This window comes from Burkholderia sp. AU4i, from assembly GCF_000466765.1.
GTDB lineage: Bacteria > Pseudomonadota > Gammaproteobacteria > Burkholderiales > Burkholderiaceae > Burkholderia > Burkholderia cepacia.
In genome coordinates, this window is record NZ_ASSI01000147.1 from 1 (window position 1) to 25,201 (window position 25,201).

The 25,201-nt window shown below is 66.7% G+C and carries 23 protein-coding genes and 1 pseudogene; 7 read left to right on the top strand and 17 right to left on the bottom strand.

Annotated elements, in window-relative coordinates:
* The first annotated feature begins 640 nt into the window (after positions 1–640).
* A complete protein-coding gene (locus tag L810_RS29800) occupies positions 641–1,078 on the top strand; it encodes an ATPase (RefSeq protein WP_165582009.1) in 438 nt (145 codons plus the stop codon).
* A gap of 172 nt (positions 1,079–1,250) precedes the next feature.
* Here the strand turns inward: L810_RS29800 and L810_RS29805 are convergent, their stop codons facing one another.
* The 11 genes from L810_RS29805 to L810_RS29855 all read right to left on the bottom strand — a co-directional run bounded on the left by L810_RS29805 (position 1,251) and on the right by L810_RS29855 (position 14,361).
* Complete coding sequence (locus L810_RS29805) at positions 1,251–1,934, bottom strand: DUF429 domain-containing protein (protein WP_021161965.1); 684 nt, start codon at positions 1,932–1,934, stop codon at positions 1,251–1,253.
* A 9-nt stretch (positions 1,935–1,943) separates the two neighbouring features.
* Positions 1,944–2,468 carry an HD domain-containing protein gene (locus tag L810_RS29810; RefSeq protein ID WP_021161966.1) on the bottom strand — a complete coding sequence of 175 codons (525 nt, stop codon included), beginning with the start codon at positions 2,466–2,468 and terminating at the stop codon, positions 1,944–1,946.
* Positions 2,469–2,589: 121 nt separating this feature from the next.
* Positions 2,590–6,060, bottom strand: a complete 3,471-nt coding sequence (locus tag L810_RS29815) for an ATP-binding protein (RefSeq protein ID WP_021161967.1) — start codon at positions 6,058–6,060, stop codon at positions 2,590–2,592.
* Between the two features lie 3 nt (positions 6,061–6,063).
* Positions 6,064–7,314 (bottom strand): metallophosphoesterase family protein, encoded by a 1,251-nt coding sequence (locus L810_RS29820; RefSeq protein ID WP_021161968.1) that lies wholly within the window; start codon positions 7,312–7,314, stop codon positions 6,064–6,066.
* Positions 7,315–7,378: 64 nt separating this feature from the next.
* Complete coding sequence (locus L810_RS29825; RefSeq protein ID WP_042976725.1) at positions 7,379–7,921, bottom strand: CbrC family protein; 543 nt, start codon at positions 7,919–7,921, stop codon at positions 7,379–7,381.
* A gap of 78 nt (positions 7,922–7,999) precedes the next feature.
* Positions 8,000–8,590, bottom strand: a complete 591-nt coding sequence (locus L810_RS29830; protein WP_021161970.1) for a hypothetical protein — start codon at positions 8,588–8,590, stop codon at positions 8,000–8,002.
* 145 nt (positions 8,591–8,735) lie between these two features.
* Complete coding sequence (locus tag L810_RS29835; RefSeq protein ID WP_021161972.1) at positions 8,736–9,506, bottom strand: hypothetical protein; 771 nt, start codon at positions 9,504–9,506, stop codon at positions 8,736–8,738.
* Positions 9,507–9,880: 374 nt separating this feature from the next.
* On the bottom strand, positions 9,881–10,423 hold the full coding sequence (locus tag L810_RS29840) for a hypothetical protein (protein WP_021161973.1): 543 nt from the start codon (positions 10,421–10,423) through the stop codon (positions 9,881–9,883).
* Between the two features lie 350 nt (positions 10,424–10,773).
* Complete coding sequence (locus tag L810_RS29845) at positions 10,774–11,112, bottom strand: hypothetical protein (protein WP_257009004.1); 339 nt, start codon at positions 11,110–11,112, stop codon at positions 10,774–10,776.
* A gap of 79 nt (positions 11,113–11,191) precedes the next feature.
* On the bottom strand, positions 11,192–13,180 hold the full coding sequence (locus tag L810_RS29850; protein WP_021161974.1) for a gamma-glutamyltransferase family protein: 1,989 nt from the start codon (positions 13,178–13,180) through the stop codon (positions 11,192–11,194).
* A 224-nt stretch (positions 13,181–13,404) separates the two neighbouring features.
* Complete coding sequence (locus tag L810_RS29855) at positions 13,405–14,361, bottom strand: LysR family transcriptional regulator (protein WP_021161975.1); 957 nt, start codon at positions 14,359–14,361, stop codon at positions 13,405–13,407.
* 102 nt (positions 14,362–14,463) lie between these two features.
* On the opposite strand from L810_RS29855, the gene L810_RS29860 reads away from it, so the two are divergent.
* From L810_RS29860 to L810_RS29870, 3 genes are all read left to right on the top strand, one after another.
* The gene (locus tag L810_RS29860) at positions 14,464–15,588 is read left to right on the top strand and encodes an aryl-sulfate sulfotransferase (RefSeq protein WP_042976728.1); all 1,125 of its coding nucleotides are present in this window, start codon (positions 14,464–14,466) and stop codon (positions 15,586–15,588) included.
* A gap of 59 nt (positions 15,589–15,647) precedes the next feature.
* Complete coding sequence (locus L810_RS29865) at positions 15,648–17,009, top strand: uracil-xanthine permease family protein (protein WP_021161977.1); 1,362 nt, start codon at positions 15,648–15,650, stop codon at positions 17,007–17,009.
* Positions 17,010–17,340: 331 nt separating this feature from the next.
* Entirely contained in the window at positions 17,341–18,279 is a 939-nt protein-coding gene (locus L810_RS29870) for a tyrosine-type recombinase/integrase (protein ID WP_042976729.1), read from the top strand.
* A 36-nt stretch (positions 18,280–18,315) separates the two neighbouring features.
* On the opposite strand, the gene L810_RS29875 is transcribed toward L810_RS29870, so the two are convergent.
* From L810_RS29875 to L810_RS29885, 5 genes and pseudogenes are all read right to left on the bottom strand, one after another.
* Complete coding sequence (locus L810_RS29875; protein WP_021161980.1) at positions 18,316–18,795, bottom strand: RES family NAD+ phosphorylase; 480 nt, start codon at positions 18,793–18,795, stop codon at positions 18,316–18,318.
* Positions 18,792–19,247: a type II RES/Xre toxin-antitoxin system antitoxin gene (gene parS, locus L810_RS29880; protein ID WP_006480981.1), complete on the bottom strand. Its 456-nt coding sequence runs from the start codon at positions 19,245–19,247 to the stop codon at positions 18,792–18,794. The genes L810_RS29875 and parS overlap by 4 nt, the downstream gene beginning before the upstream one ends.
* 371 nt (positions 19,248–19,618) lie before the next feature.
* Positions 19,619–19,820: pseudogene (locus tag L810_RS49310) on the bottom strand (DUF1289 domain-containing protein).
* A 418-nt stretch (positions 19,821–20,238) separates the two neighbouring features.
* Complete coding sequence (locus tag L810_RS49315) at positions 20,239–20,370, bottom strand: catalase (RefSeq protein WP_162175300.1); 132 nt, start codon at positions 20,368–20,370, stop codon at positions 20,239–20,241.
* Between the two features lie 92 nt (positions 20,371–20,462).
* On the bottom strand, positions 20,463–21,104 hold the full coding sequence (locus L810_RS29885; RefSeq protein WP_021161982.1) for an HD domain-containing protein: 642 nt from the start codon (positions 21,102–21,104) through the stop codon (positions 20,463–20,465).
* 214 nt (positions 21,105–21,318) lie between these two features.
* Here L810_RS29885 and L810_RS29890 point away from each other — a divergent pair, with 214 nt between their 5' ends.
* The 3 genes from L810_RS29890 to L810_RS29900 all read left to right on the top strand — a co-directional run bounded on the left by L810_RS29890 (position 21,319) and on the right by L810_RS29900 (position 23,947).
* Positions 21,319–22,284 carry a GlxA family transcriptional regulator gene (locus L810_RS29890; RefSeq protein ID WP_042976733.1) on the top strand — a complete coding sequence of 322 codons (966 nt, stop codon included), beginning with the start codon at positions 21,319–21,321 and terminating at the stop codon, positions 22,282–22,284.
* Positions 22,285–22,606: 322 nt separating this feature from the next.
* Positions 22,607–22,918, top strand: coding sequence for a DUF4148 domain-containing protein (locus tag L810_RS29895; protein WP_042976736.1), 312 nt, complete (start codon positions 22,607–22,609; stop codon positions 22,916–22,918).
* Positions 22,919–23,233: 315 nt separating this feature from the next.
* Positions 23,234–23,947 carry a dienelactone hydrolase family protein gene (locus L810_RS29900; protein ID WP_042976735.1) on the top strand — a complete coding sequence of 238 codons (714 nt, stop codon included), beginning with the start codon at positions 23,234–23,236 and terminating at the stop codon, positions 23,945–23,947.
* A 133-nt stretch (positions 23,948–24,080) separates the two neighbouring features.
* On the opposite strand, the gene L810_RS29905 is transcribed toward L810_RS29900, so the two are convergent.
* Positions 24,081–25,201 (bottom strand): efflux transporter outer membrane subunit (locus L810_RS29905; RefSeq protein WP_042976738.1); only part of this gene is annotated, 1,121 nt, incomplete at its 5' end.

The window sequence follows — 25,201 nt, forward strand, 5'->3', positions numbered from 1 at the left end:
AACCTGTTACTGTTTTCGGTTCAGTTAAGAACCGGTCGCTCACTCAAAGCTGACAGGAATATGAATCACTTCATAAACCTGACTTACTTTAGTGTGAGACTCTTGATACTTTCGCTATCTGATCCGAGGATCAGCTCGCTTCCATCAAGCGCCCACACTTATCGGCTGTTAATTTTTAAAGAGCAATCTGCGAGGAACTTCGTGTTTCTCAGCAGCGCTGCGTTTTCAGCAGCAGAGAAGCGAGATTATGAACCGTGTTTCGCAGCTCGTCAACAACTTTTTACACTACATCGTTGCGACTGCGGGGTTCAACTTCCAGGCCAGCCGCGCGCCCAAGACTGCAGCACACCACCAGCTCCGCTTCCCCTTCCGCGCCGCGTTTCCGTTAGCGCGAAAGAGGCGTGATTCTAAGCACCCGCCCTCATCCACGCAAGCCCTTTGTGAAAATATTTTGAAAAGCCCTCGTGCGCTGGCGCGCACGGGGGCTGGCGTTACGACGAGCCACGCGTCGCCACGCGATCAACCCTCTATTGGTGTGACGTATGCCTCACGTCCCTCTATATATACGGACGCGGAACGGGCAAGGAATCCGGTGCTGTCGAGTATCATGCCGCGACCGAACCACGCACTCATATCCACGATGGACAGCACGACTCAATCCGGCGACGCCGACCTTCGCGACGAATATGCAGCGCTCCGCGAGCGCGCCATCATCCTGGAAGAACAGGCTCCGCCGCTTCTGCAACGCATCTCGGATGTATTGCCGCGAATCAGTGGTGAATCCGAACTGGCAGACGAGCACCGCGAGCGGCTCGTCGGCGCGCGCAACGCGGCAATGGTCTCGATCGAAAATTATCAACAGGCGATTCCCTTCCTGCAGACTGCCGACTCGATCATCGAGCAGTTGGACAAGACGCCCGAGCGTGACGAAGACATCGAGTGGCGCGAATCGCTGCTGCAACGGCTCGACGAACTGATCGACGTCGCAGTCGTGATGATCGACGACGCCGAAGGCTACTTCGAACAGGCGCAAGCCTGCGACCTGTCCAGCGTGCCGAAAGCCATCCTCGAGGATTGAATAACGCAGCCCGGGATCGCGTAGCGCACCGGCCTAACGCCGTGTGCGCCAGCCATTCCGATGCTTGCCGGCCGGCAATCGCAGCCTGACACCTTCGCCGGCACACCGGCCGCGCCCCTCCCGAAAAAGCTCACCTTTTTGTTACGCGCCTCGCCCGGGCCGCGCGACACGACTACGGTGAGTCGAGAGCGATCGTCTCGTTCACGATCGGCACGCGGATATATCCGCCCTCCGTATCGCCATACGCGTGCGCATTCCCGTCGATGACGTATTGCGCGGTCAACGCGCACAGGGTCGCGTCTCGCGCATCGACGGACTTCAGCGTCGACACATCGATCCCCAGTCGCTCCAGCAACTGCCGGCGCTGGTTGCGTTTCTGCTTCGCCGACGCAACAGTCTTGCCCAGCATTGCGCAGGTGATCGCATAAGGATAGGTTTCGAAGCTCGCCCGCCCGCCCGCATAGCGCGCGCCGGTCAGCAGCGGATAGGCGTCCGCGAGTGCGCGGTAGACACGCTCTCCCGTGAACATCCAGTCGAAGAAGCCTGACGTGCTCGCGACTGCCTGCTCCCGTGACGGCGTCGGAAAGCATGAGATCCGTTTGCGCGCGAGCGCCTGTTCCGCCGCCCGGCGCCCGCTCCCCGTCCACCACACGCTCGGTGCGTCGACACCGACGGCCACGACGTCATGGGCGAGACACAGCGCAGGCACCGCCTCGGGCGCGATCCGTTCCTCGCGGCAAACGACCGTTGGTCCGCGCAGGATCACGAGATCGCATTGCTTCTTTTCGCCACCCACATCGACACCCGCCACGGCCAGCGATTGCCGCGCGGATCCAGCGGATCGGGCCGATCGCATGCGGGCGCCTCAGTCCGCCGGCCGTGCGTCGTAGGCGGCGTCGAAGATCGCTTCGAGACCGGGATGCACGCCGCGCATCGGGTCGACGACCGACTTCGCCCAGTCGAAGTACGCCTGCTTGCGCTCGAGCGGCCAGTCCGCGGGCGGATGCCGTGCGATGTCGCGCAGGTTGCAGATCTTGTCGGCCAGCTTCACGAGCTTCGCGCGCCGGCTGATGGTCGCCGCATGCTCGACCTGCAGGCGCTTGCGCTCTTCCTTCGGCAACGACTTGTCGTCGGTGACTTCCATCACGATGTCCGCCACGTCCTTGCCGAACAGCCGCAGCAGCTCCTGCTCGGTCGTCTCCGTATCCTCGACCGTGTCGTGCAGCACGGCCGCGACGATCACCCGCTCGTCCTCGACGCCGGCCTCGTTGGCCAGCACGTCGGCGAGCGCGATCGGATGATTGATGTACGGCGACGCTTCTTCGTCCTTGCGCCGCTGATTGCGATGCTTGTCCGCCGCGAACGCGATGGCAGCTACCAGCTTTTTCATATTCCCCCCTCGTATGGCCAGACCCGCGACCGGCAGAACCGGCCGCGCGCATTTCGGAACCGCACATACTACCTGCACGCGATGACCGCGCCCGTGCGCCGGCATCCCGGCACACCCCGCATCACGCGCTCACCGGCGCGCGCTGCAGCTCGACCACGTTGACCTGCGCACCGAATACGTCCCGCACGAGCGGCAGCAGGTGGTCGTGGTGCGTCAGGAACAGCACCTGGGTTCGCGTCGACAGATCGCGCAGCGCGTCGAGGCCGGCCTTCGCGCGCGCGTCGTCGAAGTTGATGAACAGATCGTCGGCCACGAACGGCAGCGCGGTCCGGCTGCCGAGCTGCAGTTCCAGTGCCGCGATCCGCAGCGCGAGAAACAACTGGTCACGCGTGCCTTCGCTCAACCCGGCAACCTCGACCGATGCGCCCTTCGTCCGCCGTGCATACAGGGCGGGCGGCGTCCGTTCGGTATCGACGGTCAGCCGCGAGAATTCGCCGAGCGTGAGCCCGGCAAAGATTTCGCCCGCGCGCCTGAGCATCGGCCCCTGCTTCTGGTCGCGATAGCGATCCGTCGCCCACTTCAGCAACCGGCTTGCGGTGGCCGCTTCCAGGTACTGTTCGGCTGCATCGCCCATCGCCGCCAGCGCTTCCTGCCGTTTCGACTCGGCAACGGCCGCGCTCGCCTGGCCGTCGATCGCGCCGAACGCCTGATCGGCCACGACCTGCTGCTGTGAAAGCTCGTTGAGCCGCTTGCCGACATCGCCGAGCGATTGCTTCACCGCTTCGAGGTACGCTGGTACGTCGGCGATGTCCTGCTCCGCGACCTCGGCTTCGACGGCGGAGCGGGACAGGCCGTCGCCGTCGCGCACCAGTGCCTCGTGCGCGGCATCGACCGCCTGCCGGAGCTGGCGCTGCCGGTCCGAGCGTTCGGCCAGCGGCAGCGCGGCATCGATCGACACGACACCGGCCAGTTGCAGCAGCGGCTGGACGCGTGCCTCGGCACCGGCCACCGCGGCGGCGGCATCCGCGACCTTGCCGTCGGCCTGCCGCACGGCCTCGTCGGCCCGATCGATCGCACGCGCGATTTCCCTGGCGGCGGCGAGGCGCATCGTCAGTCGGCGCGCGACGTCCGGCCAGTCGCCGCTCGTCAGCCATTCCGGCGCGAGCGCCGAGGCAAGCCGCCGTGCGCCCGCCTCGAGCGCGGCCAGTTCCGCACGGATCGCGACGATGCGGTTGCGCGGCGCGTCGGCATCGGCCAGTTCGGCCGTCACGGCGTTGGCAAGCGCGAGCGCACCTTCCGCCGCGGCCAGCGTCGCCGCGCTCGTGGAAAGCTTCGCGTCGGCCAGCGCAACGCGCCATTGCGCGTGCCACGCGTCGTAGGCCGCCTGCGCGTGGCCGGCCCGCGATTGCGCCGTCGCGCATCCGCGTTCGACTTCCCGCGCGCGCTCCTCGAGACTGTCCTGCTGCGCGAGCGCTTTCTCGGCCGACTGTACGAAGGCCTCGGCGGTCGCGACGAGTGCCGCCAGACCATCCGACTCGCCACCTCGCGACACGGTACGCAGCGCCGTGCGCAACGCGGCTTCGGCACTGGCCCGCGCGGCGCGAATCGTGTCGAATTCGCTGCGCTGGCGATCGAGATCGGCCTGCGCGGCGAACACCGTGTCGCGCTTCGCCAGCCAGTCGCCCATCGCCGCCAGCGGCATGCCGGGCACCGCGGCCGTCGTCGCGAGCGCGGCCCATGCGTCGCGATGCACGCCGAGCTCACGCTCGCGCTCGTCCAGCGTGGCCTGCCTGCGCGCCACGCCCGCACGCGCGGATTCGACCTGCTGACGCAGCGACTGCAACGTCGCCGCTGCCTGCGTCGCGCCCAACTGCGCGTCGACGAGTTCGTCCGCAAGGCGAATCGCATCGTCGAGCGCGGGCGCGCCCGTCGCGAGATCGGTCGCGCCGCTGCGGATATCGCCCCACGCGCCGTCGCGCCGCGCACGCGCTGCCAGCACGTCGGCGGTCGTGACGACCTTGTGGTTCTCCGCGAAGTGCTTCTCCTGCAGTTCAAGCCGCTCGAGCTCTTCGAGCGCGCCGTCCCGTGCGTCGCGTGCGGCAGCGGCCGCGCTCGCGCGTTCGCTGTCTTCCTTCAGCAGCGCACCGAGCCGTGCCACCGACGGCACGTCGAGCGCGCGCAGCGTGTCGACCGGCATGCGCCACCGGCCGAGCGCATCGAGTGCGCCGGACAGTGCGCGTTCGGCAGCAGCGATTTCCTGTTCGAGCGCCTGCTCGCGCTGGCCGCTGTTGCGAAAGCCCTGCGCATCGGCCAGCGCCGCGCGCAGCGTTTCCGGCACATCGACGGTCGACAGGCGCGCCTGTTGTTCCCGCACCTGTGCAAGCTCGCGCGTGCGTTCGTCGAGCGATTCGCGCGCGCCGGCCAGCGCCTGGTGCAGCGCGCCGTGTTCGCGCAACAGGTTGGCCACGGTCTTCAGCGACAGCGCCGTCGGCAGCGACGCACGCAGCGACGCTTCGTCCGTCGGCCAGTCGAGCTGGGCGGCCGCGGCGAACGCGGCGGACAGGTGCCGCTCGACGTCCGCACCCAGCAACAGCAGATCCTGCGCGTGATTCATGCACGCGCCGCGCAGCCGATCGAGCGCCTCGATGTCGGCTTCGAGCGCCAGCGTGTCAGCGTCGGCGTCGATCGCATCGCGCGCCTGCCGTTTCGCGAGCAGGTCGGCACGCCGTTCCTCGAGCACCTTCTGTTCGGCCGCGAGATCGCCCTGCGCCTTCAACAGATCCGCATACACGGTGGGCGGCAACTCGACGACCGCGCCCAGTTCCGCGAGCGCCGCGTCCTTGACCGTCAGCTCCTTGAGGTACGGCGCCAGCCGTCGCACGCGCTCGAGCTTCGAGCGCAGCGCTTCGAGCCGGCGCTGTTCCGCGCGCGCCTGCTCGATCTCCTGTTCGACCGCTTCGCGCGCGTCCTTGCGTTCGACCCAGTCGCGCGTGCGCACCTGAACCGTCTTCAGTTCGGTCACGGCTTCGTTGAACGACGTTTCGGCGAGCGCAAACGCGCTGCCGCTGCGACGCGGCGCCCACAGCTCGACCGCACGCGCATCGAGCTCCTCGCGCACCGGCCCGAGACTGCCGACGCCGGCGGCCGATTCGAACAGCACCTGGCCGAGCTTGTCGGATGCGTCGAGAATGCTCCGGCCGCCGGCGACCAGACGCCCGTGATCGAGCCCGAACATCTGCTCGAAGAACTCGCGCGTGGCGCCGTCGAGAACGGCGGCCAGGTAATCGTCGGGCAACCTGTCGTCGGCGGGCGTGCGCAGCGGACTGCGCCCACGGGCGCGGTGGAACGCGAGTTCGCCCGTGCCGCTCTCCAGCACGCCGCCGATCCGCAGTTCCGGTGTGCTGTGCAGGAAATCGAGGGGCGTCTGCAGCTTCATCCCGAACAGCAGTTCCGACACGGCCGTGCGGATCGTCGACTTGCCGGCCTCGTTCGGCCCCACGATCACATGGAAATCCTCGCCGGCCGACGGGAAACGCAACGTCTCGTCGGTGAACTTGCCGTACTTGATCAGATCGAGCTGATTGATCCGCATCGCTTACTCCCCCCTCGCCAGCCGCGCAAGCAATGCGGGCCCGACCTGCTCGACGAGTGCCGTGAACTCGCCCGCGCGTGCCATCGCCAACAACGGCACCTCTTCCTTCACGTCGCTGCGCACCTTGCCGACGAACGGCTTCAGGTCGCGTTCGAGCAACTCGAGGAAATCCGGATCGCGCGCGGCGTCGGCCAGGATCTGCTTCAGGTCCTCGAGCGCTTCGAGCTGCTCGCTTTCGCCCGGCTGATGATCGGCCGCGGACGTCGCGAGCCGGACCTTCTCGAGCCACAGCCGCTCGTTGCCGATGATGCCGATCTGGTTCAGCACCTCCGCGCGCAACTGCGGCGCGCGGCCGAAAAAGAGGCCGTGGGCGGGCGTACGCCCCGCAACCGTCACGCGCACCGCGCGCGGCACATGGCCGTCGACGGTCAGCAGCGCTTCCAGCGACTGGCCGATCTTTCTCGACAGGTCGACGACGGTCAGGCAATCGGACGCGTCGACCGACACGGCTTCCCAGCGCAGCACGTCGAGATACAGACGCTCGACCTGCGTGCGGCCTTGCTCGACCGTCACGAGCACCGCGCCGCGGCGGCCCGTCTCGCGGATGTGGCGCCCCTGCAGGTTGCCGGGAAACACCACGGTGGACGGCCCCGACCATTGCTGGAATTCGTGCACGTGGCCGAGCGCCCAGTAGTCGTAGCCTTTCGCGTGGAGTTCGGCCAGCGTGCACGGCGCATAGTTCGCGTGCGCCGCATAGCCTTCGAGCGCCGTGTGCAGCACGCCGATGTTGTAGTAACCGGGAACCGGGTCCGGATAGCCGATCGCGAGATTGTCGACGACGGCCTTGTCCTTGAAGCTCTGCCCGTGCAGCGCGACTTCGAATTCAGGCAGCTTGTGGGTTTCCGCCTTGCGGTGGCCGAACACCGTGACGTTGTCGGGCAGCGTCAGCTTCTTCGTCATCTCGCTTTCGGCATCGTGGTTGCCGCCGAGGACGAACGCACGGATGCCGGCCTTGCGCAGGCGCCCCATCTGCTGGCCAAAGAAGATGCCCGTGTTGTGATCCTTCCAGTCGCCGTCGTACAGGTCGCCGGCAATCACGAGGAACGCGACTTCCACTTCGATCGCACGATCCACGAGTTGCCGCAGCGCCTCGCGCGACGCGTTGCGCAACTGCGCGGCCGGCGCGTCGGGATACGCGCTCAGGCCGTGCAACGGGCTGTCAAGGTGTATGTCTGCCGCGTGGATGAACTTCACGAAGATTCCTCTGTTTCATGACGATAAAGCCGGCGATCGCCGCGCGATGCCGTGAGCCAGGCCATCAGTCGCAATCCTGGTAGCCGCCGGGTTCGCCGCAACGGATACAGCGGAACATATATGCGGTCGGTGAACCGTCCTTGTCGAGTGCGGCAAGGAAATGCTCCCACTCCGCGCCCTCGTCGAGTCCGGTCGATTCCCGAATCGACGCGATTGCCTGCGGGCCGAGCGCGCGCAGTTCTCCGGCACCGGCACGGCCGATGAACTGCGCGGCATCGCCGCAATGCGTCCACCACCGCTCCTGCTGCCAACCCTGAAAGCCCGGCGTGCGACAAGTGATTTCGCTGACGACCGCGTCGGGCACTTCGTCCCATTCGCCGCCGCCGATGCCGTCCGTGTCGGTGAAGGTTGCGCCGAGCCGCGCGTGTGCCGAACCGTCGGCGATGCACCATGGGCAGATGCAATTCTCATACTCGTCGACCGCATACACGGGGCCGGCGTAGACGTAACCACGTGCATCGCCGCAACACACGCAGCGCGCGTCGGAGCGGATCACGCTGCCCGTTGCCAGCGGGTCGGGATGGTACCTGAAAGCGGGTAACGACATGACGCTCTCCGTGGAGCCGGAAGGGAGGAAAGCACGCGATGCGAATTCGCATCGCCATCGTGCCACGGGATGACCGTGTTACTGCGGTACCTCGGTCTCGACAAATGTGCCGTTCACGAAACGATAAACGCGATGCAGCGCGCCGCCATGCGCGACATATTCCCACCGGATGTCGATGGCGGCCGGATCGTCGCGCCACGCGATCGCCAGGTAAGGCGACTGAGTTCCACCGTCGGTTTCGAGAGAAACGGAATCGAGACAGCTTTGGACCGGCAGCGAGAAACGTGGCACCGCACGGGTGCCGCGCAGTTCCAGCACGTATAGCGACCCTTCTTCGCCCGCGCCGCAATATCCGGTCGGACGGCTGCTCGACGAGCGATTGACGACGACCAGCAGATAGTCGTTGCCGTCGATCCGCTTCGAACGGCCCGACGGGAACGCAACGCTCGATGCCTCGGCCAATGCACGGCGCAGCGCAGCCGGCACGATCAGTGCCGATTTCGTGTGGCGGGCCGCATCGACCTCGAACAGCCTCGGGCTCGCCCATTCGATCTCGTGACCGTTGGCGAGCCGCACCGATTCCGGTGCCGGCGTTTCGGCGAATGCAACGGCAGCATTCGAGGCCAGCAGCGCCAGCGCCGCGAGCTTCAATGCAATCGACGATCTCATCGGGCCGATCCGTGGCCGCAAGAATCGCGCAGGATCGTCGTGAAGTCCGTCGCATGCGCCGGCATGCCGCTCGGGCCGCGGCGACCCAGGATCGCCGCGCGCGCATCGTTCGCCGCGACGCGCGCGGCCGATCCACGACGCAACGTCACTCGCCGCGCGGCACCGGCGGCGGAGCATAGCCGTTGTCATTGCCGGGGAACGGATTCGCGTTGCGGCGCAGCGCTTCCTCTTCATTCTCCTTCTGCGCGAACAGCGCGACGCCGATCACGCCGACGTTTGCCGAATCGCCGTACTTCGAGTTCGCGACGTAGCTGTCGGGCACCGCCGCGAAGCGGAACGCGGCGACTTCGTCGCGGCTCTTGCGGAAGCCCTCGATCGTCAGCGTGCGGCCCGGATACAGCACGTAACCGCCATTCGTGTAGCTGCCCGGCCGCCCCGACAGCACGTCGAGCCCGTCGACGGTCGACACGACTTCGAACGTACGGCGCCCCTGGTTGCGCAGCACGATCATGTAGCGCGAACCTTCGATGCCCGCCATGTGCCAGCGGCCGTTGCTGCGCGCAAGACGCAGCGGCGCCCCATTTTCGTCCGTAAACGACAGCGCGATGTCGCCGTTGGCGAGCGCGACGCGGGTCGGCAACCGGCGTACCTGGGACGCGGGCGGATGTCCGGGCAACGCATCGTTGTAATAGACCGACGCGAGATCCGTCGGCTTCGTTGGATCCGCGCGTTCGAAATCGACCTGGCGGGTTTCGGATCGCACCGACTCGCCCCATGCGGTGCCGAGCCCGCGGCGTTCGCTGGCATCCGGCGCGGCGGCGGACGCGCCGGTGCTGGCGGACGGCGGGGGCGGCGCTGCGCAGGCGGCCAGCCAGAGCGCGCAGGCGAGCGCGAGAAGACGGAACAGGATGGTCATGACGTGAGGCCTCGGAATGTTATCGGGCCGCGCCGGACTGGCCGGAACGGCGTTTTGGTGTCGTCTGTCGTCACGATGTCGATCGGACATGCTGGCCCGTGTCGGCCGGCACCGCGATCCCGGCGGCCCGGCGATCGGGAGCCCCGCTATTTAAGCATGGCGGGCGGGCAATGGGCAGGGGGCGCGCACACCGCCCGTTGCGGGCACGTGCCGGCGGCCCCAGGCAAAGGCGTGCATACGGGTCGCGCGCCGGATCGGTGGCGAACGTCGACGCATCCCCGTATCGAGGATGCGTTGAACGGCGCGCCGCGCGCGCCAATAGAAAAGCCCGGCCCGCATCGAAGCGGGCCGGGCCTTGACGGGAAGCGTGACGCTTACAGCGCGCCGCCTTGCGCGGACGCCGAACCTTTCACACCGACCGATGCGCCGCCCTGCACCGCGTTCGTCGCACCTTCGAGCGCCTCACCGGCCTTCGCCTTCGCGCCGCCGGCGACTTCGCCTGCCGTCGACACCGCGCCTTGCGCGTGGTTCTTCGCCGTGCCCGCGACATGCTTCACGTGCGATTTCGTCGAGTGGACGGCCGATGCGGCGGCATCCTTCGCCGTGCCCGCTGCCGAACCGACCGCATGCGTCGCACCGCCCACCGCGTTGCCGGCCGCCGAGCCCACGCCGCCGACCGTCTTGCCGACGCCGTTCAGCGCGCCGCCGACGACGTTACCCGCGCCCGAACCCGAGCCTGCCGCGTTCGCGCCGGCGCCGGCCTGCACACCCACGCCACCGCCGAGCAGCGGCGTCTGAACCTGCGCGCCGACACCGGCGGAACCCTGGGCGCCGGTTTGCGCCGTCTGTGCGAACGCAGCCGAAGTCGCCACTGCCGTCAGTGCAGCACCCACCAGAATCGTACGGATCTTGTTCATGGTCATTCTCCCCAAAGACGTTGTTGCTGCGGGCCGCCTTCGTGCGGCTTGTCGCATGCCTCGCCGCGACGTGCGGCAGGTGGAGCTAATGTAGCGGCGCGATCGTGCAAAACGATTGATTTGCGGGGACTGTTACTTCGGTTGCAAATGCTGACGATTGATTCACACAGTTTGACAATCGGGCGATTGCAACGGGATCGGGACGGTGTAGTCCGGCGGACGAGGAAAAGCTGGAGGCGTGTCGCGCGGCGCATTCCGCGACGGAGCCGAGGCCGATCGCACGGATCGGAACCAGACAGGCAAAACGGCCGGAAGCGACCGGAAACGGCTAGCAGGGAAACCGGCCGCTTCTATAAGCATTCCAAAGGACGCTCGTCGGCCAGCCGTCGGTACGGCCTGACAACCGGCTCCTCGCGATCAGCTCGATGTCGTCGGACACGCACGCCGGCATGCCCCGACGCGCCGAACGCGAGCTTGAACGCCTTTTCCCTCAGCGCATCCACGGCCGGCCGGTCGAGCGCTGCGCCTGGATCACCGTCGATTTCGTCGAACGACGCCATCCACTGCGCGTCGAACGGCTCGGCGTCGCGACTGTCCAGCGCGCGGTCGCAATCCAGGTCGGCGAGGAAATCGAAAAAGCCCGGCGCCGACAGGATGGCGTCCATTTCAAGCAGATGCGCATGCATCATTGCGGCTCCTTCACGATGCACGGCCCCGATCGCCCATCGGCCAATACGGGCACATCGGGGCCGCGCGCGTACCGCCCGATTATGGCCGGAACGTATCGCCGAGCACGACGCCTTCACGCCGCGGATCGGTGCCGCCCTGCAACGCGGGCGACTGGCCGACCGTCACGCGCATCACCGTGTTGACGCCGCTCGCCTGCGCGGACGTCGACACCTTGTGCCCGAGCGCGAGCAGCCCCGTGATCAGCGGATCGTTCGCCCCGTTGTTCGCCGTGTTGACGTTCGGATGCTCGCCGCCGATCGTGGTCGTCGGGCTGTTGCTCGCGCCGAAGTCCACGAGCCCCGCGGACTGCTGCGCGTCGAGCCCCCAGTCGAGCGCGCCGACGAGCGTCTTGACCACGTATTGCGGAATCGTGCCGCCGCCCGGTGAACCGGTCGCCATCACGAAGTCCCCGCGCGAGCCGTCCGCGGCCTGACCGAACACGATCGTCGGCGCCATCGAGCTGCGCGGACGCTTGCCCGGCTGCAGGCGGTTGGCCACCGGATTGCCCGAACTGTCGACCGGGTTCGCGGAAAAATCGGTCAACTGGTTGTTCAGCAGGAAGCCGTTGGTCATGTGGAACGAACCCATGCTCGACTCGACCGTGGTCGTCGCGCTCAGCACGTTGCCGTCGCCGTCGACGATCGTGAACTGGTTCGTGCCGTGCTCGATCAACGTCGTGTCGACCCCGAGCGGCACCGCACCGAGATTGCCCGGCTGCGCGGTCCCCATGCTCTTGGCCGGGTCGATCAGCGCCGCGCGCGATTTCAGGTACGGCTTGTTCAGCAGCGTATTCCACGTGCCGCCCGGCAGCGGCACGAAATCCGTGTCGGCCACGTACTTGTCGCGGTCGGCATACGCGAGCCGCTCGGCCTCGGTGATCAGGTGCACGCCCGCGACGGTCGGCTTGCCGCCTTCGAGATCGATCGCCGTCGGCTTCAGCGATTTCAGGTCGTAGTTCTCGAGAATGCCGAGTGCCGACGCGACCGCGATGCCGCCCGACGACGGCGGCGGCATCCCGCACACCCAGTAGCTGCGATAGGTCGTGCACACCGGGTCGCGGCGCTTCGCCTGGTAGGCGGCCAGATCCGCGACGGTCGTCTTGCCCGGCGTGAGCGTCGAGCCATCGGCGCCCTTCGTCGTGGCGATCTTCGCGACGATGTCCTGCGCGATCTGCCCCGTGTACAGCGCGTTCGCACCCGACTGCGCCATCAGCGTCAGCGTGCGCGCATACGCCGGATTCTTCAGCACGGTGCCGAGCGTCTTCGGCGAACCGTCAGCGTTCAGGAAATACGCGGCGGCCTCGGGGTCGCGCTTCAGGTTCGCGGCGTTCGCCGCGATCGCGTCGGCGAGCCGGCCACCGATCGGGAAGCCGTTGGTCGCGAGCGTGATCGCATCGCCGAACAGGTTCTGCCATGGCAGCCGGCCGTGATCCTGCTGCAGCGCCTCGATGAGCCTCGGCACACCGATCGTGCCGATCGAGCGGCCGCTCGCACGCGCATTCGGCAGCGGCGCGGAGTGGTCGGTCGCATCGTCGACATAGCGCAGGTAGTTTTCCGTCGCGGCGGCCGGCGCGGTTTCCCGGCCGTCATACGCCTGCAGCGTCTTGCCCCGCGCATCGTAGTAGAGCAGCACACCGCCCGAGCCGAGGCCCGTCGCTTCGGGCACGGTCAGCCCGAGCACGGCCTGCACGGCGACCGCCGCGTCGGCGGCCGTGCCGCCTTTCTTCAGCACCGCGCAACCGGCCGCGCTCGCGTAGGCGTTCGACGTGGCGACCAGATACGTTTTCGCATAAACGGGCTTCATCCCGGTGCGATAACCGGACGACGCCTCCGGCAGTGACGGGTCGCCCGGCTGGTTCGACCCGACCACGACAGTCGAGCCGCTGTTGTCGATTGCGAGACAACTCGTGTCGGCCGTGGGTGTCGTCGTGGCGCCCGCGTCGGTTTCGATGTCGTTGCCGCCGCAGGCCGTCATCATGGCGGCCGCGAGCAACGCGGACGCATACGGAAAGATCGCTGTTCTGTTCATTGTCTGCCGATGTTCTTGTCAGTCATTGCGAGGGACATCACGCTGCCTGCGCTCCCCTCGGTGCGCCGACAACGCGTTCGATAGTCCCATGAACAAATTTTTTTCCGCAATAAGGGAATGACGTAATGCCGCCGGACGTTGCACGCACAACGTCACGACCGCACGCGCGCGGGTACGCGTGTTGCACTGCATCGCAGTGCGATGCGCTCGCGTGGCCGCTGTCGTTATCGCGCTGCCCGGCGGCGCTTGCCGGCCGTCCGGCCGTCCTGCGCGAAACCGTGTTCCATCGCTTCGATCGCATCGGAGAAGAACTCGAGGAACATCGTCATGGCGACAGTCGCGCTCATGTCTGCCCGTTGGTAGATGCAGCTGAACGAGCGCGCGCCCGCATCGGCAAGCGGCGTCCACGCGAGCCGGCCGGCAGCCACGTCGTCCACGACGTTCTCGGCGATCAGGAAGCCGACGCCCGCGCCTTCGGCCGCGAGGCGCCGCACCATCGGCACCGAACCCGTCTCGACCAGCGGCCGCACGCTGCGCGGCTGCCGTGCATCGAATTGGTCGAACATCGCACGCAGTTCCGTGTCGGGTGTCATCAGGATCAGCGGATACGCGAAGCAGTCGCGCATCCGCACCTTGCCGCCTGACGCCGCGAGCGGATGGCCGGGCGCCGTGACGACACCCAGCGGCTGGGCAAACGCCCGCACCTCGACGACGCCCGCCGACGTGCGCCGGCGCAACGCGTAGCCGATGTCGGCCTCGCCCGTCTCGACCCAGCGCACGATGCTTTCGCCGTTTCCCGAGCGCACGCTGTACGTGACGCCCGGATAGCGCTGCATCGCGGCGAGGATCGCGTCTGGCACGAGCTTTTCCGCGGTCGATGCGGGCACCGCCAGGTTCACGTGGCCACGCCGCAGCGCGCGCAGGTCCTCGACCTGCGTGAGCGCGTTGTCGAAGTCGCGCTGACCGCGCCGCACGGCCGCGATCACGATCTCGCCAGCAAGCGTCAGCTGCATGCCGCGCGGCAGCCGGTCGAACAGCGGCACGCCGACCTGCTCCTCGAGATTGCGGATCTGCTGGTGCACCGCCGCGGCGGTCAGGTGCAGCGCGTCGGCCGCCTTGCGAATCGAGCCGCGTCGCGCGACTTCGTCGAAACAGCGGAATGCCTGCGATATCGAACGCATGAGTGATCCGTTAGTTTTTTCCGAACAGGCCGTCAAGAATAATCCGATTTTACCGATCGCCCGGATCGTCTAGATTGCGCTGCATCCCCGTGTCCGATTCGAATGGAGCGTGCAGTGACAACCGTCGACCAGATTACCCAGCGCCGCCGTGGCGTCGGCCTCATCGCCCACGATCCCGCGCTGTCCGCGGGCGGCTATACGCTCATCGCGCCGCAGACGGCCGACGGCAACGTCTATCTCGTCGGCATCGACGGTGAAGTCGCGCATCAGTGGAAGATGCCCGTGCGCCCCGGCCGCCACGCGGTCATCCTCGCGAACGGCAACCTCGGCTACAACGGCAATCATCCGCACTCCGAATCGCGCTATGCGCCGTGGTCGATGTGGCATGGCGGCGACTTCTACGAAGTCACGCCGCAAGGCGAAACGGTATGGCGCTATGAGGACCCCTCGCATCATCACGACGCGCAGTGGCTGCCGAACGGCAACCTGCTGTACGCCGCGTGCGAACCGGTCGACGCCGCGTTCGCGCGGCGCGTGCCGGGCGGCACGCCGCACGGCGACGACGAAGTGATGTATGCGGACGTGATCCGCGAAGTGAACCGGGCCGGAGAGATCGTGTGGGAATGGCGTGCGCGCGAACACCTGCGACCCGAGGATTTCCCGATCGCGGCAGGCTTCGGGCGCTATCACTGGCCGCTCGTCAACGGCCTCGCGGTCGACGCGAACGGCCGCGTGCTGATGAGCCTGCGCACGACGTCGGGCATCATCGGCGTGAACCGCGAAACCGGCCGCGTCGACCTGCGGATCGGGCCCGACGTCGTGTCGCACCAGCACGCGCCGGTGCCGCTCGCGAACGGCAACATCCTCGCGTTCGACAACGGCAATTTCCGCCACGGCGCGCACGTCGTGTTCTCGCGCGTCGTCGAGATCGATCCGGCGACGCAGCGCGTCGTGTGGTCGTATGCGGACGACGTCGTGAACCTGTTCTACACGCCGTTCATGGGCAACGCGCAGCGCTTGCCGAACGGCAACACGCACGTCACCGAATCGTCGACAGGCCGCCTGTTCGAAGTGACGCCCGCCGGCGAGGTCGTCTGGGAATACGTGATTCCGTGGTTCGCCGAATACCCGGACGAAGCCGCGCGCAAGACCGGGCCTGGCCAGCTCAACAGCGTGTTCCAGACGTTCCGATACAGCGCCGCGCAACTGCCCTGGCTGCGGGCCTGACCTTGCCGTTCACCGCCGGTTTCCGGCGCTCGTCGCCGTTCGCTTCCGAGGGGCCTGCCGTGTCGCACGATCCGATCCCAACGCCCGTCGACGCACGGCTGCCCGCGTGGCAGCTCGCGCTGTTCGGGCTGCAGCACGTGCTGTCGATGGCCGCGTCCCCGATCACGGCCGTGTTCCTGATCGCAAAAGTGCTCGCGCTGCCTGCGGACCTGACGGTCCAGCTGATCGGCGCGACCTTCTTCGCCTGCGGGATCGGCACGCTGCTGCAATCGCTCGGCGCCGGCCCGATCGGCGCGCGCATGCCGTTCGTGATGGTGCCCGGCGGCGCACCGACGATGCTGTTCGCCGGCATTGCCGCGCAATCGGGGCTGCCGACCGCCGCCGGCGCGGCGCTGCTCGCCAGCGCGTTCTATTGGGTGCTGCTGCCCATCTTCACGCGTTGCCTGCGGCTCTTTCCGCGCATCGTCGTCGGCGCGATGCTGCTGCTCGTGTCGATCAACCTGATCCGGATCTACGCGACGATCGTCGTCGGCCAGCCCGGTTCGGCCGACTTCGCGCAGCCGCGCGCGCTCGGTCTCGCGCTGGCGACGATCGTCGCCACGGTCGTCGTTGCGGGTGCGTTCCGCGGCACGCTCGGGCGCCTCGCGGTGCTGATCGGCCTGACGTCCGGCGCAACGCTCGGCTGGGCGCTCGATGCGATGCCGGCGCTCGCCGACGTGTGGCGCGGCCCGCTGTTCACGCATCCGGTATGGCTGCCGTTCGGGATGCCGCGCTTCGACGTGCTGGCCGCGCTGCCGCTGCTGATCTTCACCGCGATCTCGATGGCCGAGGCCACCGCACAGACCGTCGCCGTCGGCGAAACGTGCGGCAAGCCGATCTCGCTGTCGCGCGACGTGCCGAAGACGATACGCGGCGATGGGCTGGCGTCGCTCGCCGGCGCGCTGTTCGGCACGCCGCTGATCGTGACCAGCGCCGAGAATATTGGCGTCGTGCAGACAACCGTCGTGCGCTCGCGCTACGTGACGGCCGCGGCCGGCGCGATCCTGATCGTCATCGCGCTGTTCGCGCCGCTCGCGCGGCTCGCGTATGCGATACCTGCCGCGGTGGTCGGCGGCACCGCGCTCGTCGTGTTCGCGATGATCGGCGTGATGGGCATCCGGCTGCTCACCGGCGTCGACCTGCACGCGCGCGCCAACCAGTACACGCTCGCGGCCGCGCTCGTCGTCGGCCTTGCACCGATCCTGGTACCGAACCTGTATCGCCATTTCAGCTCACCCGTGCAGATCGTGCTCGGCAACGGCATGGCAGCCGGCACGCTCGCGGCCATCGCGACACAACTGGCGTTCGCCGCATTTGCGCGGCTCAGTGGACAGGCAAGCACGACAGCGGTTGCGGCTTCTTCGCCTTCGCGCGACGGTTGATGGTGCCGGCTCGTGACGTTGCGCGGTGCCGCGTGCCAGCGACATCGCACGCCGAGCAGCCGGTTCGTTTGCGATTGCCGGCCCGACACCCGGCTTCCTCACACGACAGGCCGGGCTCATGTCGGTCAGCCACGGATGATTCGGATGCGGGCCCCGACGCGATGGAACTGGGTACCGGACGCACTCCGTTTCTTCAACACGCGGCTGCTCGCTTGCGTGGGCCCTGCACAACGACTGCATCGTCGACGCACGTCCCGCGCACTGACACACCGCGTCGGACTGGCCATCTGACCGATTGCCGGAGCCTCCGCGTTCCGGCTATAAATCGTGCATGGACACGAATCGCTGGACCCACGACCCCGTCGGCGCCTTCCGGGCATGGCAGGAAACCGCCGCGACCGGTGCCGACCGCCGGCCGTTCGCGCCGCGTTCGGTCGTGCAGCACGTCGCGATGTTCGAACGGTTCTTGCGTCATCTGATCGCGCACCGCGTGTCGCTGGCCACGTTCGGGCCCGATCACGTCGCGGCCTTCCTGGCGGAACTCGAGCACACCTGTGCGCCCGGCACGTCGACTCGCGTGCGCTACGCGAAGCTGATCGACCGGCTGGGCCGGCATCTGGTCGAGGCCGGCGTGCGCACGATTCATCCGGCCGGCCGGACGACGCGTGATCTCGCATGGCCGGACGGCGAGCCCGAGCCGTGCTACCTGCCGCCCGATGCCGACGCGGCGCTTCAGCACCACGTGCAGCCTCGACCGGACGACACGCCGGCCGATTGCCGGAATCGCGCGATCGTCGCGCTGCTGCTCGCGAGCGGCATCACTTCGGCGGAGATACGTGCGACGACGCACGACACGCTCGATCTCGACGCGCGGCCGCCGGCGCTATCCGTGCCGCGCGATCGGGCGCGGCCGGCGCGCCGGATCGCGCTCGCCGAATTTGCACTGGCGCCGCTCGCCGCATGGCGTGCGCGCTCGGCCGACGCGCCGGCATCCGCGTTGCTGTTTCCCGCACCGCGCGGCGGTGGCGCGATGAACGACATGTTCCTGCTGCTCGTGGTGCGCGACGCGCTGAGCGCGATCGGCTTCCACGCGGCGGACATGAGCCCGCGCGTGCTGCGCAATACGGTTGCACGCCGCCAGTTGCTTGCCGGTCATGCTCATGCCGACGTCAGTGCAATGCTCGGTCTCGTCAGTACGCGAACGGTCACGCGCATCCGGCAGACGCTACCGCCCGATGCGGCAGCGGATCGCGCCGCACACGAGCGCTGAACCTGCGTTCGGCGCAGGCTCCGTGTGTCCGGTTCCCTATTCACCCGGCTTCGACTGGACCAGCCGCAGAATCCGGGTGTCGTATGGTGATTGCATCACTTCGGCAATACGGGCCTCGGAAGCAGCCGGATGCAGTGGATTCAGCAGGAAGTTGTGCGCGTGCGGCACGACGACGCTCGGCACGCGCAGCAGCGCGCTCGGCTGTGTGTGCAGCCACTCGGTACCGGCGCTGCGGGTCCAGTCGACGTTGGATCGCCAGTCGTCCGGCGCGTCGCCCTCCGCGATTTCGGCGATATCGACCGAATTGGCTACCTCGATGCGAAGCAACTGGTACCCGCTCGGCAATTGCGCGACCGTGGCGATCTCGAAATGAACGAGCGTCTCGAGCAGCGCGAGCGCCGGATGCTCGGCGAGATACACGACGGGCTGCCCGGCGAAGTGCCAGCGCCCGCCGGCGCGCAACCCGCCGATGCCTTTCAGGTCGGCGAAATTGCTGATCCGCCACAGCGTCGTCAAGCGAAATACCCCTCGTCGATCTGCGTGAGGGCTTCCTCGACGAGCCGCGCACCATGCTCGGTGCTCGCCATGTCGAGCGACGTGCGGCCGCCGAAGCGCTGGAGCCCGTTGCGCAGCCACGCCATCGCCTTGTCCTGGTCGCCGAACGTGGCCGTCGCCTGCGCGACGATGCGCGCGAGACGGATCGCCTTGTCGGATTCCTCGGGCGACAGGCGTTCGTGCGCCTGGCGACGATGGCTCAGCGTGCGGCGCGGAATGATGAAGGCCAGTTCGTCCGATTTCAGCCCGCGCTCGGACAGCCGGTCGATCACCGAGACGTCGACGCGCGCGCTCGCCAGCTCGGCAAGATCGGCCCCCGATCGGACTCGGATCGCCAGCAGTTGTTCGAGAATCGTGAATTCGGCCTGACGCGGATGCGCGACGCCCGAAGGATGAAAAGCAATGGTGCTCATGATTTCTCCAGGCAATTTGCCCAATCATTATAGGCGTTTTGCCGGAAACTGGCGGAAGGTGGATGGAGAGTGTGGCTGTGGTGGAGGTCAGGGCGTCTGCAAAGGCGGGCGCGAACATGACCCACCTGGCTGGAGGCACGTTACTGGGGGGGCGAATCGAAGATTCGCCAGGGTGATGGGAGGCATTTGTTCAGTATATAAAGTCCGAGAAATATCACGTGGTTGTCACGTAACAACATCTTTACTGATTTCATCCACTCCCACTCCGCCGCCCATTCTTCCTGACAAGGCCGGGAGGTTCACCAAGGACGCGGAGATTTCGTCAAGCGCGGCCCCCGGTCCCTGGCACTCGGAACGCCGCTCCTGGCAATTCACCGTTCGTCACGACGGAAACACATCGCCGCGCCTCGCGCCGGATGCGTTCCCATACCGCACGTTTCCCGTCGTCGGTCATGAACACCCGGTGCGAGACCTCGTCGGCCATTCGGCCTCCCCCTTGCAGGCATCGTCGAACAGTGTCGTGCACACATCGACACCCGGGCTGTCGGAGATGTCGTGAGGTGTGGGCGCCATCGAAACACTCGTATGGGTCGAAAATCCGGCATCGCAACGAATCGCGCCCCCATAAACAGCTACCTTTCCGCTGGTGATGCAGCGATGCCGTGTCGCCGTACCGCCCGCCCGGCTTGCTTCGACGACACCACAAGCCGCCCCGATGTCGCCGTGATGTCCACACCGTATGTCGATCCGGCCTTCACACAGTTGCCGACTTGTCGTGGAGGATGTTCCGCGACTCCCCGAAAACCCGACGCGTGGTGCTGACCAACAGAGTCGGCCACACCAAGTTCACCGGTGAACGTCGGAAAACGCGCCACCACCACCGCCAGCCGATTGCCGTGAAGGTTTTCGCCCTTGTGTATCGGCGAATACCTTGTGCCACACCACACGCCGTACGCATCGGATTCATTCGCACGCGCGCGCCGCTCCGGAATCACTTCGCGATCAGCCAGACGTCCTGCAACGGCGCGGGGCCGCGCGGGCCGACCGTCTGGATGTTGACGTCATCTTCGACCGGCGCGCCGTTCGCTCCGATCAGCTTTCGATCGTTCGACGGGCCCAACATAATCGCACTCCTGAATAATGCGCGAATCGCGATTCACGTGGCGCGCACGATCTCCGATCAGCAGCCGAGGTCGTGCGCCATACCGTGAACAATCAGCCCGCCCACGCGGACGACCGGATCACGCTGCAGAAGTTGCCGGCGCGGAAATGCGGATCCTTGTCGGCGAGCACGTCGGCCTTCACGTTGCCGAACGTCGTGTCGGGCTTGTGCCAGATCCCGTCGTAGAACGCCTGGATGATGTCTTCCTTGAAGTGCGGCGTACGCGGATGTGCACGGACGACGGCCTCGCGTTCGACGTCGCTGTATTCCGGATACGTCAGGCCCAGCACGTCCATCTCGACGCCCGCGGTCACGAGCGCGATCACCGGATGCATGTGCTGCGGGATGCCCGGCGTGGTATGCAGTGCGATCGAAGTCCATACGACATCGATATCCTGCTGCGAGATGCCCTTTCCCGTCAGGAAATCGCGGGCGGCGTTGGCGCCGTCCACCTCGAACCGCTCGCACGCGCTGCTGTGTTTGTGCGTGAGCCCCATGTCATGAAACATGCAACCGCAGTAGAGCAACTCCGGATCGTATTTCAGACCGCGCCGCTGGCCCGCAAGCGCAGCGAAATAGAAAACGCGGCTGGAATGATGGAACAGCAGCGGCGACGCGGTATCGCGCACGAGTTCGGTGATCTCGCGCGTCAGCTGGCTATCGGGAATGGTGATGCCTGCAACGTTCTCAGTCATGATCGACCTCCATTGAAAACACCCTTGATTCTCCGGAGACCGATAACTGGCTTCAATAGACGTATTGCGTCAAATCCTGCCATTTTGCGCGACAGACGGACACGGTGCCCGCACGGCAGGAAGAACGCCGGAAACAGGCTCCGCCACGCACTCCGTGCATCGCTGGCCCCCCTATACTGCTACCCGTCACGTTAGAAACAACACGCAATCGATCATGCCGAAGGTCGTGGGAATCTTCGCCGTTCCGGGCGTTCAACTGCTCGATGTCTCCGCACCGCTCGACGTCTTCGCGCAAGCGAACGCCGAATGCGGGAAACCGTTCTATACGTTGCGGATCATTGCGGGCGAGTCCGGCCCGATCCGCAGTTCGTCCGGCGCGCAGCTGCTGCCCGACTGGATCGTTCCCGACATTCCCGAGCGCATCGACACGCTGCTGGTCGCCGGCGCGCCGGGCGCCGGCCGGATCGCACTGCGCACCGACGTGCTCGCGTGGCTGCGAGCGGCGGCCGTGCAGAGCAAGCGCTACGGCTCGATCTGCACCGGCGCGTTCATTCTCGCGGCCACCGGCCTGCTGAAAGGGCGTCACCTGACCACGCACTGGGCTGCCGCGGACGCGCTTGCCGAAGCCTATCCGTCGCTCGCCGTCGACGCGGATGCACTGTACGTGCGCGACGGCAAGCTGCGCACCGGCGCCGGCGTGACGGCCGGGCTCGATCTCGCGCTCGCGCTGGTCGAGGAAGATCTCGGCCGCGAGATCGCGCGGCGCGTCGCCGCGCAACTGGTCATGTTCTTCAAGCGACCGGGCGGGCAACTCCAGTTCAGCCGCAAGGGCGAGGCGCGCCCCGCCGGGCGTTCGGTGCTGCAGGAGGTCCAGCGCTGGATCGCGGCCAATCCGGAACTCGAGCACTCGGTGGCGGAGATGGCGAAGCATGCAGGCATGAGCCCGCGCCACTTCGCGCGGCTGTTCCGCGCGGAAGTCGGCATGACGCCTGCCGCATGGGTCGAGGCGACCCGCATTTCGGCAGCCCGCCACCTGCTCGAGAATGGCCACGACACGCCGAAACAGGTCGCCGCGAAATGCGGCTTCGCGAATGTCGATACGCTCAGGCGGTCTTTCACCCGGCACGTCGGCATCACACCTGCCGAATACCGGAAACGGCAGGCAGTCCTGGCCGAGTGACACGGCAGTACGCACGCGATACGACACGAACGATGATCTCGTCAGCCCCACTCGAACACTTCGGAATACGATTTATTCATCGTTGTCCGGCCACTTGCCGAGCGACGACATCGCTCCATCGACGGCCTCGCCCGTGGTCCAGATCAAGCGCCGGACAGGCTCGCAATCGTCAGACGAAATCCTCACCCGCTCAGATCGTTTACCCAGTTGCAATAATTATTCGCTGGAACGCGTATTTCCGACCGGTAACGCGATCGCTACGATGCAATCAACCGCTGAACGCAACAAGCGAAGCGCGAAATCAATGAAACCGGAGGTCATCATGAAGTCGTTCATCTACGCTGTCGTCGCCGCAACCGCCCTGTCCGCCTCGTACGGCGCATTCGCACAGTCGAATTCGTCTGGCCAACTGACGCGTGCCCAGGTGCGCGCGGAACTCGTTCAGCTCGAACAGGCCGGCTACAAGCCCGAAGTCTCCGATCAGTATTACCCGCGCGCGCTGCAGACCGCACAGGCCCGTGTGACGAACGCCGATGAAACCGGCTACGGCGCGCAAGCCGCCGCTGGTGTGCGTGCCGGCCGCGCGATCGCGGTCAAGCAGGACGGCCGCGACTCCGTGTATTTCGGCCAGTAAGCGCCCGTCACGCGCCGGCGTATTCCGATACGCGCGCGGCACACCGCACAACACCCCGCTCCCGTTCCAACGGGGCGGGGTGTTGCTTTTCGGTCATCCGTTCCGGGCACGGATCGCCACCCATCGCACGCGATCTTCCGAACGCCGTGCCGTTCACGCAGGCAGCCGGTGTTTGCGCATAGAATGGCCGCGTGGTCGGCGCCGGCCGAAACGAACGCGAGCGGAAACCACGACGCCCGGCTTGCCCGATCGTCGCCGCGCCGCAGGCCGGCCCCGATGCCGCACTCATCGCATTTTTCGAAAAGGAGCGGTTTCATGTCTCAAACATCCGGTTCCATGATCACGTTTCAACGCCCGGACGGCCAGGAACTGCAGGGTTATCTCGCCACGCCGGCAAAGACCGAAGGCGCGCCTGCGGTCGTCGTCATCCAGGAATGGTGGGGGCTGAACGACCAGATCCGCGGCGTCGCGGATCGCCTCGCGCGCTGCGGCTACTTCGCGCTCGTGCCCGACCTGTATCGCGGCAAGTCGACGGTCGAGGAAGAAGAAGCGCACCACCTGATGACCGGGCTCGATTTCGGCGACGCGGCCTCGCAGGACATTCCGGGCGCCGTGACGTATCTGAAGACGCTTGCGTCGCGTGTCGCGGTAACGGGTTACTGCATGGGCGGCGCACTCACGCTGCTGTCGCTGCAGTTCGCCGATGCGGACGCGGGCGTCACGTGGTACGGCTTCCCGCCGCTCGACTACCTGGATCCGGCGAAGCTCAAGGTGCCGCTGATGGGCCACTGGGCCACGCAGGATGCGTTCTTCGCGATCGACCAGGTCGATGCGCTCGAGAGGAAGCTGACCGACGCGAAGGTCGGTTTCGAATTCCATCGTTATCTCGCGCATCATGCGTTCGCGAACGAAACGGCCGTCGGCCCCGGCCGTATCGCGGGCACGCAGTTCGATCCGGTGTGGTCGCAAATGGCATGGGATCGCACGCTGACGTTCTTCGGCCGCACGCTTTGGACAAAGCAGGCATAGCGCAACATCGCTTCGGATGTGAGCAGCCGAGCAATAAGAAAACGCCACGGATTTTCATCCGTGGCGTTTTCGTTTTTGCATCTCGCCGGTTCGGCAGGCAAAAGCGGTTGCCCGCTCCTGCCCGACCTTTCACTTACCCGTTCGTCGACGCCGACGACGCAGGCGCCGGAGCGGCCGCCTTGTCGTAGTCGACCGGCGCATCCGGCGCGCGCGGCGTCTCGCCGGCTCGCTGGATCCACCCGCCGCCCAGTGCGCGGTACAGGTCGACCAGATTCGTCCAGCGCGCCAGTCGTGCGTTGATCAGCGTCTGCTGTGCCGAGTACAGATCCGTCTGCGCGGTCAGCACCGACAGGTAGCTGTCGACGCCGTTCTTGTAACGCAGGTCCGACAGGTCGAAACGTCGCTGCTGTGCGTGCTCGTTGCGCTCGAGCGCCGCGATCTGCTGGTCGTACGTGCCGCGTGCGGCCAGACCATCCGCCACTTCGCGGAATGCCGACTGGATCGCCTTCTCGTAGTTCGCGATCTCGATGCGCTTCTGCACGTTCGCGAGGTTCAGGTTCGCGATGTTCTGCCCGCCTTCGAAGATCGGCATCGTGATCTGCGGCGCGAACGACCACGCCGCCGTGCCGGCCTTGAACAGGCCGCCCAGCGTCGGGCTGCCGGTGCCGAACGCGCCCGTCAGCGAGATGCGCGGGAAGAACGCCGCGCGTGCCGCACCGATGTTCGCGTTCGCGGCCAGCAGCGTCTGCTCGGCCTGCATCACGTCCGGACGACGCGTCAGCAGATCCGACGGCAACCCGGCCGGCACGTCCGTCAGCAGGTTCTGCGCGTCGAGCGGCATGCCTGCCGGCAGATCATCCGGCAGCGGCTCGCCGATCAGTTGCACCAGCATGTTCAGTGCCTGCGCACGCGCACGCGCCTGCTGCTGCTGGTTCGACAGCGCCTGCTCGACCACTGTCTGCGCCTGACGCAGCTCGAGCTCGGAGCCCGTGCCGTTGTCGAACCGCAGCTTGGTCAGGTCGTACTGCGCCTGAGCGGACTTCAGCGTGTCCTCCGTGACCTTCAGCAGGTCGTCGGTCGACAACAGCGTCAGGTACTGGTCAGCCACCGAAGACACAAGCGAGATTTCCTGCGCCTGCCGTGCATACGACGTCGACAGGTACTGCGCGAGTGCCTGGTCCTTCAGGCTCTGCACGCGGCCGAACAGGTCGAGCTCCCACGACGCGGACAACCCGACGTTGTAGGCACGCGAGA